A 15,115-nucleotide genomic window follows, 5' to 3' on the forward strand; every position below is an offset into this window, starting at 1 on the left:
GAATGGGGCGTATCATGGGCAACCCGAAAGCACGGGTTGAAACCGCGGACCGGGAAGCGGCCGAGTGGCACGAACGCCTCGGCGCGCGCAGCGTCACGACAGAGACGATCCGTGAGTTTTTCGACTGGCGGAAATCTCCGGCCAACGCGGACGCGTATCGTCGGGTCGAGCTGATCTGGACGGAAAGCCGGAAGCTCGCCGGCCGGCCGGAGATTAACGAGGCGCTCAACGACGCCATGTCGCGTCGACTCCGCACGACGTCAGAGGATCGATCGACCAGAAGACTGCTGGGCTTGGCCGCCATCGGCGCAGCTGCGGCACTCGTGATCGGCGGATGGACGTGGTGGCAGGGGCGATCCACCTTCACGACCGGCGTGGGCGAGCAATGGGTCGTACAGTTGGCGGACGGGTCGTCGGTTCGCCTCGACACAGATTCCCGGATGAGGGTCAGGTTCAGCGAAGGCCAGCGTCTCGTCGATCTTGAACGCGGACAGGCGATGTTTTCCGTGGCCCATGACGGTCAGCGACCATTTGTCGTCGCGGCGGGCGACGCGCGCGTGACGGCCATAGGGACGGTGTTCGACGTCCAGCGGCAAGGCGCCGGCGTCAGCGTCACTCTGGTCAGCGGCGCGGTGGATGTGACCCGTTTGTCCGGGCCGGAAAGGCCGTTGCGACTTGCGGCGGGCCAAGAGGCGCGAGTGACCCCGGCCGGCACAGCCAGTCGCTCGGTTGATGTGCCCACGGCCACCAGTTGGACCGAGGGACGGATCGTGTTCCGAGACACGCCGATGAACGAAGCGGTTGCCGAGGTGAACCGGTACCTCACTGCAAAGGTTGTTCTGGAGGCGAAGGATCTTGCGACAGTGCCGGTCAACGGCGTGTTCAAGACGGGGGATCGTGACGCCTTTGTCGCAGCGGCGTCGGGCGTTTTCGGTCTGGAGCCGTCGGCCGGGCCGGACGGCTCGATCCGATTGTCGGAACGCGGAAAATAAATCCGTCGAGGCTCCGGGGTCCCCCGGGGCCTCGATCACCTCCTCTTCGACGTCGCGTGGCGTCGAGGGGAGCCCTGAATATGAGTCGCTTGAGTCTATTGTCCTGCAGCGCGATCGTCGCCTGCGCCGTATCCATCAGCGCGACGGCCTGCGCTCAGGATGCGCGTGAGTTCAACATTCCGGCGGGTCCGCTGCGGGATGGACTGAATCTTTTCGCGACCCAGGCCGACCAGCAGATTCTTTTCGCCGGGGACTTGGTCGCGGGCCGGACGACGCCGGGGCTGGTGGGACGATTTGCGCCACGGGATGCGCTGGATCGGCTGCTGGCGGGATCAGGAATCGTCTGGTCGCAAGGACGGCCGGGCGTCATTTTCTTGCGCCGTGGTGAAGTCCTTGCCAACACCGAGGTCGTGACGGCGCTTGACGATGTCGTTGTCACCGGAACCCTGTTGAGGGGGTCGGGGAATCTGGCGTCCCCGGTTGTGACCCTGAACCGCGACGACCTCGATCGCCGCGCCGCCGCCACAGTGGCTGAGGCGCTCATCTCCCTGCCGCAAAATTACGCTGGCACGTCTACGCCGATCAGCCAGGCCGCTCTGTCCGATGCTGGCGGATCCAACAATGTTTTCGCGACCGGCATCAATCTGCGTGGCCTCGGGGCAGCGTCCACGCTGGTTCTCGTCAACGGCCGTCGCCTGGCGGGTACCGGGTCGCGGGCCGAGTTTGCAGACATCTCCGCCCTGCCGTCCGCCGCCGTGGAGCGTGTGGACGTGCTGTTGGACGGGGCTTCGGCCTTGTATGGCGCGGACGCGGTCGCCGGAGTGGTCAATGTGATCATGCGCCGGGCATTCGACGGGCAGGAGTCCCGTTTCCGAGCCTCCGCTGCGAAAGGCGGCGCTGAGGAGATACAGCTCTCGCATCTGGCTGGCCGTAGCTGGTCCTCCGGCGCGGCCTATCTGTCCTACGAATATCAAACCGGAAACGCATTCAGCACTTCTGACCGCCCTTATACACGAGACGGTGACCTCCGTCCCTTCGGCGGCACCGACCATCGCGGCTTCTACAGTGCCCCCGGCAATATCGTCGCGGTCAATCCGGCGACGTCGACGTTCGGGGTCCAGTACGCCATCCGACCGAATGCCAGCGGATCCGCGCAGGGTCCGGCGGATTTTGCGGCCGGTCAGACCAACCTGCAGTCCGGCCTCCTGGGGGTAGACCTGCTGCCGGAAGTCCAGCGCCACAGCGCCTATGGGCGGGTCAGTCAGTCTTTCGGCGGCCGGCTCGAGGTGACGGGCGACGTGCGCTACAGCTACCGCACGACGGACCTGAACACCGCTCCATCGGCGGGGATATTCACAGTCACGCGCGCCAATCCATGGTTCGTCTCACCCACCGGCGCCGCGTCTCATCAGGTCGCCTATTCCTTCGTCCGCGACATCGGTCCTGCACGCAGCCATACGCAGTCCGAAAGCCTCGGCGTAACGCTTGGAGCACGCTTCGATCTCTCGGCGGACTGGTCGGTCGAGGGCTACTTCGCCCAGGCGACCGAGCGCGCAGATTTCGGCAACAGCAATCGGGTCAACACCCGATATCTGGCCGAGGCGCTCGGTACGATTCCAGACGACCCAAACACGGCGTATCGGGCCGCGGTGGATGGATATTTCAATTTCTTCGGAGGCGGGACCGTCAACAGCTCCGCCGTGCTTGATTTCATCGGCAGCGGCTATGGCGAAGTCCATAATCGAAGCCGCACGCGCTCGGCCAACCTCCTTGTCCAGGGGCCGATGATGCGCCTTCCGGGCGGCGATCTGTCGATCGCCCTCGGCGCACAGGTTCGCGACGAGACCTTCGACACCCGGGGCGCGACCTTCCTGTCCGCGGCCGCTCCCTTGTCATTCTCAAGCCCGACAGCCGAGCGTTCGATCGCAGCGATCTTTGCAGAGACCCGCATCCCGATTGTGGGTCCCGATAACGCCAGGCCCGGGATCCGTCGCCTTGACCTGTCGATAGCGGGCCGACTTGAGGACTACGACGATTTCGGGACGACCACGAATCCCAAGATCGGGCTGGTCTGGTCGCCGGCAGAGGCCTGGGTCGTGCGATCGTCCTGGGGGACCTCCTTCCGCGCGGGGGCTCTGTCCCAGCTGTTCGATGCGCCCGGGGTGTCTCCAACCTTTCTTAACCGGGCGGGCGGGGTTCAAACCTTGATTCTCATGGTTTACGGCGGCAACGCGGACCTGAGACCTGAAACCTCCGAGACCTTCACCGCCGGCTTCGACTATCGGCCGAAAGGCGGGCCTTCGTTCAGCTTCAACTACTTCGATACCCGGTTTGAAGACCGGATCGCCCAGCCTGTGAACGCGAACTTCAGCGGCGCCTTGATCGATCCGACTTTGAGCCCGTTCGTGACCTTTGTTGATCCGGTGAATCGGCCGGCCGATCGCGCACTCATCGAGTCGTATGCCGCGGTTCCCGGCTTCTCCACTTCGTTCCCGGTCACCGCCTACGGCGCCATAGTCGACACCCGTTGGGTCAACACAGGCGCTGTTCGGGTCAACGGCTTGGATGTCACCGGTCGCCATGAATGGTCTGTGGGCGACGGCCGATTGGTGCTCGACGCCAACGCCTCCTGGATCCTGGACTACGAAAACCGGACAACCCCGACCGCGCCGGCCGAAAAGGTCGCTGGTCTCATCGGCTATCCGTCAGAGTTGCGCGCGCGAACCGGGCTGACCTGGTTCCAGGGCGATCTCGAGGTGGGCGGCTACTGGAACCACGTCGCGGACTATAAGGACCGACTTGGCGCACAAATCGACGCCTGGAACACAGTCGACACCCGCGTCGCGTGGTCGCCAGACCGGCAGAGCGGCTTGCAGATCCAGTTGGCCGTCCAGAACCTCCTGGACCAGGACCCGCCCTTCTACAATGCGTCGACAGGTCTGGGCTTCGACCCGGGCCAGGCCAGCCCACTGGGCCGGGTGGTTTCGCTCCAGCTCACGCGTCGTTGGTGAGTTCGAACCATGCGGAGATTTATTCAACGCCTCGCCGGCGCGATGATGGCGGTTGCCTGGCTTGCAACAGGCGCCATGGCCAGCTCTGGGGATCCAGATCGCAGGCTGACGGTGGAAGACCTGCTCGGACTGGAGGCATTCGGACGCGCAGACATCTCGCCGGACGGCCGTTGGGCGGTCTACGAGAAACGCGCCGGCTACAACACCATGACGGAGGTCCGCCTTGGCGGGCGGTCGACCTGGACGATCATGGACCTTTGGCTCGCGGACCTGAAGGAGCCCGCCACGCCACCGCGACGCCTTGTTCCCGCTGAAGGACTTGGACTGCAACGCATCGCCTGGTCCCCTGACAGCAAACGCCTTCTTGTTACCCGCCTGCGCGGCCAGACCTTCGAGTACGGGGTCGTCACGATATCGGACGGAGCCGTGACTTGGACAGGGTTGACGCCCGATCTTCCGCTGAATGGCGCAGGCGCGTTCTGGGCGTCCAGCTCCGTCCTCGTCTTCGTCGTTCGGCCGGATGGCAGCCTGCCATTGGTGTTGGGTTATGACGGCGCCGCGACGACGCGGCGCGCCGAAGCCTGGGAGCGGACAGCGGGGGCCCATGAGCCTTCGAGAACCGTGATCGAAGCCCACGGGGGCGTGGTGTCGACGGAGACGCCGGAGCCGATCCAGCGTTTGGTCCGGTACGACACCGTGACGGGCGAGGCCAAAATACTATTGGAGGCCCGGATCGGTGACTTCGCCCTATCGCCTGACGGGACCAAGGCCGTCGTGATCAGGCGTGCCGAGCAAATGCCGTTGGGTCGGCCGGAGCTTCTGCATATGGAGGATGACCGCCGGCATCGGGTGGCGATCATCGATCTTGAAAGCGGACGAGTTGTGGCGTCCCCCGACGATCTGGACGTCGCCTTCCATCTCCTCAGGTGGTCTCCCGATTCCCGAGGCGTGCTGGTGTGGGCCCGCCAGGATGGCGAACGCTGGGCCGAGGGCCGGCTGGGCCGGGTCTCGGTCGATGGCGTGGACTGGTTCGTGCGAGACAAGCTGGATGTCGGCACGTCGGCCGAGGTGGCGCTCAACGGCGTAAAGGCGGACTGGATCGGCGCATCGCCCGTTGTCTACGCCAAGGATGATGAAACCGGACGCCGCGACTGGCATCTGCTGTCGCCAGACGGACCGCCTCGGGCCTTGACGGAAGGGCTGGCCACGGCGCCGACGCGTATCGCGGCCGCCGGGCCTGACGTCCTCTATGCGTTCGCGGACGGCGCCTATTGGGCGCTGACAGGCTCAGGCGTGCGAAGGCTCATGGAGACAGGAGCCAACGTCCGCGAGGCGCTTGTGTTCGATCCGATCCTCGGCCGCCGACTGAAGGGCAATGAGGCGCCCCGGCGGAACTGGTCACCCGCGATCGCAGCAGATGGCGAGAGCCTTATCGTGGGCGAGAATGGCGCGACCTCCTTCGGGGGGGTGGCAAGTAAGGATGACAGGGTCGTCGCCGTGTCCGCCGAAGGGCTTCTTATGCTGCGGTCTGAGGGTTTGTCGGAGACCCTGATCCGGAGAAGCCTCGCTCCCACCCGGAACCTCGACAATATTAATCAAAGTCTTTCGGATGTCGTTCTGACCGAGGCTCAGCCGATCGTACATCTGGATATCAACGGGCGACAGACCACCAGCTGGCTGTTCCTGCCCAGGGGCGCGGCCCGTGACATCCGGGGTGTGATCGTCAAGGTCTATCCCGGCTGGGCCGACAACCTCGCCCGCGTCGATCCGTTGGCCATGACCTACAGCACTCGACCCGAGGTGTTCGTCTCCGCAGGCTATGCTGTTTTGAGTCCATCGATCCCGGGCGACCTTTCCGTCCGGGATCGCGGGGACGCCTACGTCCGGAGCGCCGACCTCGCCGTCGATGCCGCGCGTGCTGCTTTCCCCGAGGCTCCCTTCGACCGCATGGTTCTGTGGGGTCATAGCTTCGGCGGCTATGCGACATTGGAGATCGCCACCCGTTCGGATCGCTACCGGTCTTACATCGCCTCCGCCGGATACAGCGACATGCCGGGTGTATGGGGCGAGTTTGACAGCCAGGGTCGAATCCAGCCGGAAAACGGCATTTTCTTTCGCTTCAACCAAGGCTGGACGGAGGTCGGACAGGGCGGATTGGCGGCCCCCCCGTGGAGCGATCCGGACCCCTATATGTCCTCAAGCCCGTTCCTGCGCGCCGACCGGATCAAGAGGCCAATTCTGTTCCTGACCGCCGATATGGACTTCGCGCCCATGAGCCAATCGGAGCGGATGTTCAGCGCTGTTCTGAGGAACGGTGGCGACGCCCGGATGGTGACCTACTGGGGCGAGAAACATGTGATCTGGAGCCCCGCCAACATTCGCGACTACTACGCGCAGATCTTCGACTGGCTCGACCGAACCCTTTCGGACCCGGATCGGTTCACGCGGCACGCCCCAGGCGATCTTCCCAAAGACGTGTCCATCCCTCCAGCGCCGCGATCCCCAGGATGACAGAATGCTGGCCACGCCAGATCAGCGCTTCCGGTGTCAGTTCGGTCTCTGCGGTCGCGCGATCGATTAGACCGAGGGCGGCGAGGCGGCCGTCGATCAGCCAGGGCCTGAGAATGTCCAGATTGTCGACGATCAAGCGCCCATAAATCCGGGTCATCTCTCCCTTGGATCGCCGGTTGACGATTGTGTCCGGAATCCCCTCTCTGAAGACTTGCCGCGCCAGTCCGCGATCTCGTCCTCCCGCCGTCAACAACGCGGTGGGAAGGGCGAGGCAGGCCTCCACCACAGGTTGGCTGCAAAGCGGATGTCGGACATCGACGGCTCGGGAGAGGACAGACGGCCCATGGTGGGACACGCTGTCGGCGACCCCGGCGATGTGAAAGGCCTTGCTGGGCCCAAAGACGTCGAGATCCTGAAGCCAGGGATGGCCGACGAAAGGCTCGGTGAGCGGGGACAGGATTGGGTGAGCTCTGCGCGGAGGCGTTTGACCTGCTGCCGAGTATCGCACCGCCGTCCGGATCATCGACCAGATCGAAATCTCGTTGCCCGCCGCGAGTTCTGCGAGGTCCGGATGTCCCAGTGCTCGCCAGCCCCGCGACTTCCACAGATCCGTAAAGACATCGGTGGTGGCCGCCTGGAAGAGGATGCTGTCGCCCCCCTTGCCGGTCATCAGAGCGCTTGCGCCCCCATCGACGACGTGGCGCGCCCAGGCGACATCTTGGGGGTGATCGAGCCCGTTCAGTCCCGGACGGAAATCTCCGGCCATCGCCGCGAGCCAGTCCGGTGTCATCCTTCCGGTCACGTGCGGAACCGAAAGAGGCTTGAAGCCGAGCGACTGGCCCAGAATGGCGACGTAGGCGCGCTCATCGGACTCCGGCGTGGAGCCGTAGGCGTTGATCCAGAGCCGCTGACCGTCAGGCTTCTGTCGCACGAGACTCGAGGCGATGATGCTGGAATCCAGCCCTCCCGAGACTTCGGCGGCCAAGGCACCGGGCAGGCTTGCAAATCCAGACACGGCCTCATCGATCGACGAGCGAATAGCTTCCATGGCCGAGTGCGGATCGGGTGAGGTCCAGAGGCTACGGCGAGCGATGTCAGCTGGAGTCCACACGGCCAGGGCCTGCCGCTCAAGCGGGAGCGGTTGAACGGTCCCCGGCTCGAGCGCGGTGGGGCCGTCGATGAGAAGCGCGCCCGTCCCCGTAACGACGGCGTGAAGCTCCTGAGCCAGTCGAGCGCTGTTGATGCGCCACGCAGGACGTAGCGCTTTGATCAACCACTCGAAGGCCGTCGAGGCGACGATGGTCAGCCCCTTTTCGGACCAGGCCACGCATTCCAGAGCGCCGGAAGGGTCGCGAAGGAGAGCGGATAGCTGATCTCCCGCGCCGAAGAGAACGCCAACATAGCGGCCCCAGAACCTTGCCACTAACTTCCGTTCGTACCCCCAGGGATCGTCGGGATGCGCATAGGGAATGACGGGTGAGCGACGATCGAAAACGTCCCCGATAAGCGTCCAGCCACCGACCCGGACCGGCGTGGCAGGCGACGAACTGGGGACCGCAAGCCAGGCGCGTGGGTTGAGTGCAGAGACTACAAGTCCTTGCGCTGACGCCTTCTTGGCAAGGTCTTCCGACAGCGCTTGGGAAGGGAGGTCATCGGCAGCGCGGCAAACGAGCAGAAACTCTCTCACCTTCAGGCCCGCAGGATCGGTGCGTACCGTCGCACGCGTTCAAGACGATCGCCGACAACAAGGTCGCCGATCTGCAGCCAGCAATGAGCGCTGAAGGGCCAGGTCCGGACGCCGAAAATCCAGTCCGCTGCCACGCCTCTTGATGCGAGGTAGCACCGGAGCTGAAATGAACGCTGCAGACATTCGCCCTCGAACGGTATCCAGGGCCGCACTCGCCGGGCGGCTCCCGCCAAATCCGCGAGCCACGCTTCGTCCTGTTCCTCCGCCCGACCGCGCAGCGCCTTATGGTAGTCCACAAGGACGGATATCGGCTTTCCCCGGAAGATGAGGGTCGCGACGATCCAGGCGAAGGCGGCGCGAACCATCTCGGAGCGAGGCGGGCGCGACGCTGGCGTGAGTTCACGCGTCGGAGGGACAATGGGCCTGCGTACCGGGTTTGGGGCAAGGTCGCCGGCCAGCCCGGCGGTGCGCAACTCGTCCATGATCGAGACGTCCGCAAGCCCGATCCGTCCGTCTGCTTCTGGCTGGAGGAGTGATGCAGCGCCCAGCAGGCACTCGTAGCGATCGCCCGCCACATCGAGGACGACTACATCTTCGTCCACCACGGTCAAATAGATGTTGGGATGACACCAGAGGTCAGTTGTCATGGCGTTTGCAACAGGGCTTCTTGGTTGTTCAAGCGGGGCGGTGAACGTCAAGGCGGCGGCTAGCGGACGACCGCGTGTATGCGGTCGTCCGCCGTACGCTCAGCCCTCGGTCGGGCGAAGGCCGTTCTTGATGCCGGCTTCCTCGAACACGGTCCCCAGCCCGTCACGGGTGAGGGCCTTGGCGCTGCCGAAGCGGACGAGGCGCAGTTTGGTCGTCTTCATCTCAGTCTCCTTTGGTTGATCGCCACGGATGTGGCGCAACCAGTGAGCGCGCAGATCAGCCGGCTGCAAAGCTATATCTGGAGTATATTTGAAACGGTTCGGGTTGGCGGGTTCGCTGTTTCGGTCCTCTTTGCCGGCGGCCCGACGCGTTTCGCACGATCGTCGCGGAGGTCCGACTGCTGCAGGCCACATTCGACGTCAGACGCAGACCGGCGGCTTCAGCCCGATGCTGGAGACCCCGCTATTTTGGTTTTGGAGCCCTGCTTGGCGGGATCGTTTCCGATGCGCCCAGGTCGCGCCGGCCTCGTTTGTGGTGACGAGGCGTGGACTTCGAACGATCCGATGGAGACAAGCGGACGACCGCCTGTTGTAGCCGTCGTCCGCCCTTCGCTCAGCCCTCGGTCGGATATTGACCGTTCTTGACGCCGGCTTCCTCGAAGATATTGCCCATGCCGTCGCGGGTCAGGGCCTTGGCGCTGCCGAAGCGAACGATGCGCAGTTTGGTCGTCTTCATTCCAGTCTCTCCTTGGTTGATCGCCACGGATGTGGCTCGCCAAAGGAGCGCTAGGCTCAGGACCCATTGATGTGATGCGCTCGATCTGATTCAGCCTCTGCAAGGAGACTGGATATGAGCGACCTTTATTGGCTGACGGACGATCAGATGGAGCGGCTGCGGCCGCACTTCCCCAAGAGCCACGGCAAGCCCAGGGTGGATGATCGCCGGGTGCTGAGCGGGATCATCTTCGTCAATCGTAACGGTCTTCGATGGCGTGACGCGCCTGCGGCCTACGGGCCCCACAAGACCCTGTACAATCGCTGGAAGCGGTGGAGTGAGGCGGGCGTCTTCATCCGGATGATGCAGGGCCTGTCAGGTGGCAAGGCCGAGCGCCGCACGGTGATGATCGACGCGACCTATCTCAAAGCGCACCGCACGGCTTCGAGCCTGGGTGTAAAAAAAGGGGTCTCGGGCGGCTGATCGGACGCACCAAGGGCGGCATGAACACCAAGCTGCACGCTGTGACCGACGCAAACGGACGCCCGATCAGCCTGTTCATGACGGCAGGCCAGGTCAGCGATTACATCGGCGCCGCGGCCTTGCTGGACAGCCTGCCCAGAGCGCAATGGCTGTTGGGCGACCGGGGCTATGACGCGGACTGGTTCAGGGAGGCCTTGCAGGCCAAGGGCATCACACCCTGCATTCCCGGCCGGAAATCCCGCACCGAAACCGTCAAATACGACAAGCGCCGGTACAAAAGCCGCAACCGCATCGAGATCATGTTCGGCAGGCTCAAAGACTGGCGGCGCGTCGCCACCCGATACGATCGCTGCCCGACCGTCTTCCTCTCCGCCATCGCACTCGCGGCGACCGTGCTCTTCTGGCTATGAGTCCTGAGCCTAGGATCGGTCAGCGGCAAAGCTATATCTGGAGTATATTTGAGCTCAACGCCCTGGTTTGGGTCGCTTGGCGCGCAGATTGGCCGAGCCTTTCTCGATCCAATCCCGGGCCGGATCTCCTTCGCGCAGCGCCTTGGCGAGCTCCTCGAACATTCGCACGATGGCGGCGATGATGCTCCGGCTGTCGAGGTTGCGGATGTCATCGCCAAGAAGGTGGTCGAACTGTTCGAGCCCGATGGTGTAGATGGAGCCCATCTGGTTCTCTGCGCACCGTCTGGCGTGCTCAGGCGATCCAATCGCCACCGCCATCAGGATCGCTTGGGCGTCGCTTTGCGTCGCGGCGGCGAAGCGGTGGATGTAGTCGAGGTTGAGACGGGTTTCTCCGGCCTCAAAGCGGGCATAGGTCCGGATGGCGATCCGCATGGCCGCAGCCGTCTCGGCTTTGGTCATCTTGCGGTAGCGGCGCAAGGATTTGAGAGTCGCCGAAAGCAGCGCGCCATCGTCTGGAAGTTCCGGGTCGTCTCGACTCATCCGCGCATACCCTTCCGTCTTCCGAAGTAGAATCAGTCCGGCTTCTGATCAACGATCACGTGTGTAGCTGGGAAAGAAAACAGGACAATCGGCCACAAAGCGGCATGTTTTGCGGCGCGTTCTGACCGAGGCTCGGACGATTTGCGACCGAGCCGGATCGGTTGGGGCTGCAACTCATTGGCGAGGCGTGGGCAGGCGCCATAGTGGGCGTTTGCCCTCGGAGGCCGCCTTAATGCGCAAGCATGATCCATTCACCCTAGCCCTGGAGAGCCTGCGCGCCCGGGCCGAACAGGGCTCCTTTACCCCGGGCGCTCCGGTGGTGATCATCGAGGAGGCGCGCCGTCTGAAACTGTCCGCGACGCCGGTTCGTGAGGCCCTCGGCTGGCTCTGCGGGTTCGGCCTCATCGAACGCGCGCCTTTGGGAGGTTTTCTGGCTCCCCGACTTGATGCTGCGCTTGTCCGCGACCGGTTCTCTTTCCGCCTTCTCTGCCTCACGACCAGCCTGAGGGGCGGTGATCCGGCGTCGCGGTCGGTCGTGCGCGGCGGTGGACAAAGGACATGCCGCAGCCTTTCCGATCACATGCTCAGGGCGGTTAGAACCACAGGCAATGCGGCCTTGGTGGACGCCTACGAACGGATGAACAGCACGCTGTTGCAACTGGCCGAGGCGGAACGTCGGCTGTTCGAGGATTTCGACCATGAGGCGGCGGCGCTGGTGGGTCTGTTCAAACGGTCGTCGGGAACAGATTTGGTCGACGCCTTGACCGCCTATCACCACCGTCGAATGGACGCCGCTCCTTCGTTGATCCTCGAAGCTGAGGCTGGCCGGGATGTCCGGCCTCCGGACTCCTGAGGTGTGGGCCAAGCTGACAGGATTGGGGCTCGGCCTCGCCGTGGGCGCCCAGGCCGCGACGGAGATGTTCGCCTGGACTTACCAGTGGGCCGACGCTCTGGGACCCACATGGCGCATCGCCCCCGACCTTGCCGTCTATCCGCCCTGGGCCATCCTGCAATGGCGGTCTGCTTTCGGTGCTGAGGCGCAGGCCGTCATGTCGCGGTGCGCACCGTTGATCATGGTCGGCGGCGTCGGCGGGTTGGGGTTGGGGACGCTTGCGGGCGATAAGACCCATCGACGGATCCGGGGCTGGGGAGCGCTAAAAGACGCCAAAGGCGCCGGGCTGACAGCCCTCGGCGGATGCATCCTCGGCGTTCTCGGACGACGCGTTCTCGCAACGACCGACCTCCGTCCCAGTCTCGTGACTGGCGGCACCCGGTCGGGCAAGGGGCGCGGCCACGTCATGCCGACGCTGCTGTCATGGAACGCCAGCGTCCTCGTGCATGATCCCAAGCGCGAACTCTGGCGATTGAGCAGTGGCTGGCGGGCCCGGTTCAGCCATGCCCTGTATTTCGATCCGCGCGACCCGGCCTCGGCGTGCTGGAACCCTCTTGCTGAAATCCTGCCAGGACCTGGAGAGCTCGCCCACGTTCAACGCCTGGTCTCGATCCTGTCCGATCCCGGCGGCGCCCGTGACGACGAGGCGATCTGGGACAAGGCGGCGTCGGAAATCCTCGAGGCCGTGATCCTGCATGTCCTCTACACCGCCGACGACGCCGAAAAGACCCTGCTCAAGGTCCGCGAAATGCTCGCCGACCTCGACAGCGCCGCCGACGTCATGACCAAGACTTTGCACCGTCCGGGTCCAAGCGGCGAACCGGAGACCCACCCGTTCATCGCCACGGCGGTCAAGGGCTATGCGGCGATGCACGACCGCTTCCGGACTTCGGTCCAGGGGACGGCCCGGTCCTACCTCAAATGGCTCGCAGGCGAGGACATCGAGCGTTCGCTGTCCCGATCGGATTTCTCCATGGGGGATCTGATGTGCGCCGAAGCGCCCCTGTCTCTCTACGTTCAGGTCGCGCCGGCTGACAGCGCAGCGCTGAGGCCCTTGGTGCGTCTTTTCTTCTACGCCGCAGCCCAGTCCCTGACGGTTCGGGAGACCGAAGCCGCCGATGGGCGGCTCAAGCGCCATAACCTTCTCATGCTGATGGATGAGTTTCCGTTGCTCGGGCGGGTCAGTTTTTTCGAGAAGTCGCTGCGTCTGCTCAGCGGCTACGGGGTGAAGGTGATGTTCGTCGCCCAGTCTCTCAACGATATCGTCGAGACCTACGGCGCCAACAACACCATTCTCGACAACCTGCATATCTATACCGCCTTCAGCGCGCTCGATCCTCTGACGCAGGACAAGGTGTCGAAGCTGACGGGGTCCGTGCTGGAGACCCGGACCAGCCGCAGTTCACCGGCGGCGCTGGCAGCTGGGCGCAGCTCGGTGTCCCGGTCCCAGATCGAGCGGCCGCTGCTGGAGCCGGGCGAGATCCGCGCCCTTCCGGACGACATCCAGTTGGTGTTCGCCGCCGGCGCCCGACCGCTGCGGACGACCAAGCTCCTCTATGACGTCCGCGAACCGTTTCGGACGCGGGCGCGCGACCACGCGCCTGACCAGGAAGAGCGGCTGGATGCGCCGCCCGGAGCTCCGCACCCGTGGGCCGGTCGCCGCAGTCTGGGCGAGGACGCAGAGGCGTCTCTGCCGCTGTTCAAGGAAGTGGCCGCAGCGATGGACGACAAGAAGGTCGCCGCGCGTGTGGCCGATATCTACGGGCGGGTGGCGCAGGAGATGGCCGCGCAGGATGCGGCGCTCGATCATTTGCGAGGTCTAGGCGATGGCTAGGAAAGAAGCGGCGAGCGCCCGCGTGCAGGTTTATCTGACCGATCCCAAGGTCGTGTCCGGTCTCAATCGGGAGGCGCGCAGCGGCAAGATGCCGCTCAGTCAGGCGGCGGGCCGGGCCATCGCCCGTGGCCTGCAGAAGAGTCCCCAGGCTGATCCCGAGGATCGCCTGCTGCAGCTTGAACGGTCCCTTCGCGACCATATGCGATCCACGGCCCGCGACATGCAGATCGTGCAGGAGCTGTTGATCGAGGTGGCCAGAGCCTTCTTCGTCCGGCTCCCCGACGCGATCGTCGATGAAGACCCCACAGTCCAGGCGGCCGTCGATCGGCGGATCGAACGCCTGTTGGACGCTACGGCCGCCCGCATTGTCGCCGGCCGGAGGGAACGTCCTGTGCCTGATGAGGAGCGGTCGTTCGGCCAGACCAACTGATGGCGATCCATCCGATCATCGCCGAACGCAAGCTCGAGGCGCTGCGCCATGCATTGGGCGACACCATTCTGGCGGCCCTGGTCGAGCCGGCGGTCGTCGAGATCCTCGCTAATCCCGATGGCCGTCTGATCCTCGACCGCAGCGGCGAGGGGCGGATGGATACGGGCGCGATCCTGTCGGCCGAGTCGCGGGAGCGGGTGATCCGGTTGATCGCCGACTATGTCGGCGAGACCGTCACACGCGATGACCCCCGGCTCTCTGGTGTCCTGCCCGGCACAGGTGAGCGGTTTCAAGGAATGCTGCCTCCCGTCACCAGCGCACCTGCGTTCTCGATCCGCAAACGGCCCTCGGTGATCTGGAGTCTGGAGGACTATGTCCGCGACGGAGCCATGACCCACCAACAGGCAGCCGTGTTGCGTGGCGCTGCGGAGCAGCGACTCAACATCCTCATCTCGGGAGGCACCGGATCGGGCAAGACCACCCTTGCCAACGCCGTTCTTGCGGAACCGGCCTTCGCCCAGGATCGGGTCTTCCTCGTTGAGGATACGCCAGAGCTTCAGTGTTCAGCTTGGGACACCGTGTCGGTCCTGACGCGCCGCCAGCCGATCCCGATCGGTGTGGTCGATCTGGTTCGTGACGCGCTGCGGATGCGACCCGATCGGATCGTCGTCGGCGAAATGCGCGACGGGGCGGCGGCCTTGGAGACGCTCAAGAGCTGGAACACGGGCCATCCCGGAGGACTTTCGACCCTCCACGCCAACTCGGCCGACGATGTCTTGCGTCGCATGGAGGATCTGATCGCCGAGGTTTCGTCGCGAACGCCGCGTCGGGCGATCGCTCAGGCCGTCGATCGCATTGTCCACATTCGGCGGACTGCCGCCGGACGGCAGGTCCAAGCTGTGCTCGGTGTCGAGCCGTCGGGCGACGATGGCTATGCGATCACGTCGCTCGCCTGATGTGATC

The 15,115-nt window shown here is 64.6% G+C and carries 13 protein-coding genes; 8 read left to right on the forward strand and 5 right to left on the reverse strand.

Translation table 11 applies throughout. The features are described 5' to 3' along the window. Positions 1 to 14 precede the first annotated feature (14 nt). From ACW172_RS08960 to ACW172_RS08970, 3 genes are all read left to right on the forward strand, one after another. The gene (locus ACW172_RS08960; RefSeq protein WP_492034750.1) at positions 15 to 992 is read left to right on the forward strand and encodes a FecR family protein; all 978 of its coding nucleotides are present in this window, start codon (positions 15 to 17) and stop codon (positions 990 to 992) included. A gap of 80 nt (positions 993 to 1,072) precedes the next feature. After that, positions 1,073 to 4,003: a TonB-dependent receptor domain-containing protein gene (locus ACW172_RS08965; RefSeq protein WP_492034751.1), complete on the forward strand. Its 2,931-nt coding sequence runs from the start codon at positions 1,073 to 1,075 to the stop codon at positions 4,001 to 4,003. Between the two features lie 9 nt (positions 4,004 to 4,012). Then, positions 4,013 to 6,514 carry a S9 family peptidase gene (locus tag ACW172_RS08970; RefSeq protein ID WP_492034752.1) on the forward strand — a complete coding sequence of 834 codons (2,502 nt, stop codon included), beginning with the start codon at positions 4,013 to 4,015 and terminating at the stop codon, positions 6,512 to 6,514. Here ACW172_RS08970 and ACW172_RS08975 read toward each other — a convergent pair. The 4 genes from ACW172_RS08975 to ACW172_RS08990 form a co-directional block, all read right to left on the reverse strand. Next, positions 6,444 to 8,201: an asparagine synthase-related protein gene (locus ACW172_RS08975; RefSeq protein WP_492034753.1), complete on the reverse strand. Its 1,758-nt coding sequence runs from the start codon at positions 8,199 to 8,201 to the stop codon at positions 6,444 to 6,446. The genes ACW172_RS08970 and ACW172_RS08975 overlap by 71 nt on opposite strands. A gap of 2 nt (positions 8,202 to 8,203) precedes the next feature. Further along, positions 8,204 to 8,848, reverse strand: a complete 645-nt coding sequence (locus ACW172_RS08980; RefSeq protein ID WP_492034754.1) for a lasso peptide biosynthesis B2 protein — start codon at positions 8,846 to 8,848, stop codon at positions 8,204 to 8,206. Positions 8,849 to 8,947: 99 nt separating this feature from the next. Beyond that, a complete protein-coding gene (locus ACW172_RS08985; protein ID WP_258522574.1) occupies positions 8,948 to 9,070 on the reverse strand; it encodes a hypothetical protein in 123 nt (40 codons plus the stop codon). A 391-nt stretch (positions 9,071 to 9,461) separates the two neighbouring features. Beyond that, complete coding sequence (locus tag ACW172_RS08990) at positions 9,462 to 9,584, reverse strand: hypothetical protein (protein WP_258522575.1); 123 nt, start codon at positions 9,582 to 9,584, stop codon at positions 9,462 to 9,464. A 114-nt stretch (positions 9,585 to 9,698) separates the two neighbouring features. On the opposite strand from ACW172_RS08990, the gene ACW172_RS08995 reads away from it, so the two are divergent. Further along, a protein-coding gene (locus tag ACW172_RS08995; RefSeq protein ID WP_492034755.1) for an IS5 family transposase occupies positions 9,699 to 10,456 on the forward strand; the annotation gives its coding sequence in 2 pieces (ribosomal slippage) (positions 9,699 to 10,029 and positions 10,029 to 10,456; 759 coding nt in all). Between the two features lie 54 nt (positions 10,457 to 10,510). Here ACW172_RS08995 and ACW172_RS09000 read toward each other — a convergent pair. Beyond that, the gene (locus ACW172_RS09000; protein WP_492034756.1) at positions 10,511 to 10,996 is read right to left on the reverse strand and encodes a helix-turn-helix domain-containing protein; all 486 of its coding nucleotides are present in this window, start codon (positions 10,994 to 10,996) and stop codon (positions 10,511 to 10,513) included. A 232-nt stretch (positions 10,997 to 11,228) separates the two neighbouring features. Here ACW172_RS09000 and ACW172_RS09005 point away from each other — a divergent pair, with 232 nt between their 5' ends. From ACW172_RS09005 to trbB, 4 genes are read left to right on the forward strand one after another with little or no spacing between them, the layout of a single operon-like run. Beyond that, positions 11,229 to 11,849 (forward strand): hypothetical protein, encoded by a 621-nt coding sequence (locus ACW172_RS09005; protein ID WP_343773283.1) that lies wholly within the window; start codon positions 11,229 to 11,231, stop codon positions 11,847 to 11,849. After that, the gene (locus ACW172_RS09010; RefSeq protein WP_492034757.1) at positions 11,827 to 13,722 is read left to right on the forward strand and encodes a type IV secretory system conjugative DNA transfer family protein; all 1,896 of its coding nucleotides are present in this window, start codon (positions 11,827 to 11,829) and stop codon (positions 13,720 to 13,722) included. Before ACW172_RS09005 ends, ACW172_RS09010 begins: the two co-directional genes overlap by 23 nt. Beyond that, positions 13,715 to 14,152, forward strand: coding sequence for a hypothetical protein (locus tag ACW172_RS09015; RefSeq protein WP_183197694.1), 438 nt, complete (start codon positions 13,715 to 13,717; stop codon positions 14,150 to 14,152). The genes ACW172_RS09010 and ACW172_RS09015 overlap by 8 nt, the downstream gene beginning before the upstream one ends. Further along, positions 14,152 to 15,108 (forward strand): P-type conjugative transfer ATPase TrbB, encoded by a 957-nt coding sequence (gene trbB, locus ACW172_RS09020; protein ID WP_183197696.1) that lies wholly within the window; start codon positions 14,152 to 14,154, stop codon positions 15,106 to 15,108. The genes ACW172_RS09015 and trbB overlap by 1 nt, the downstream gene beginning before the upstream one ends. The last annotated feature ends 7 nt before the right edge of the window (positions 15,109 to 15,115 follow it).

The sequence above is a fragment of the Brevundimonas sp. ALps5 genome (assembly GCF_058681645.1).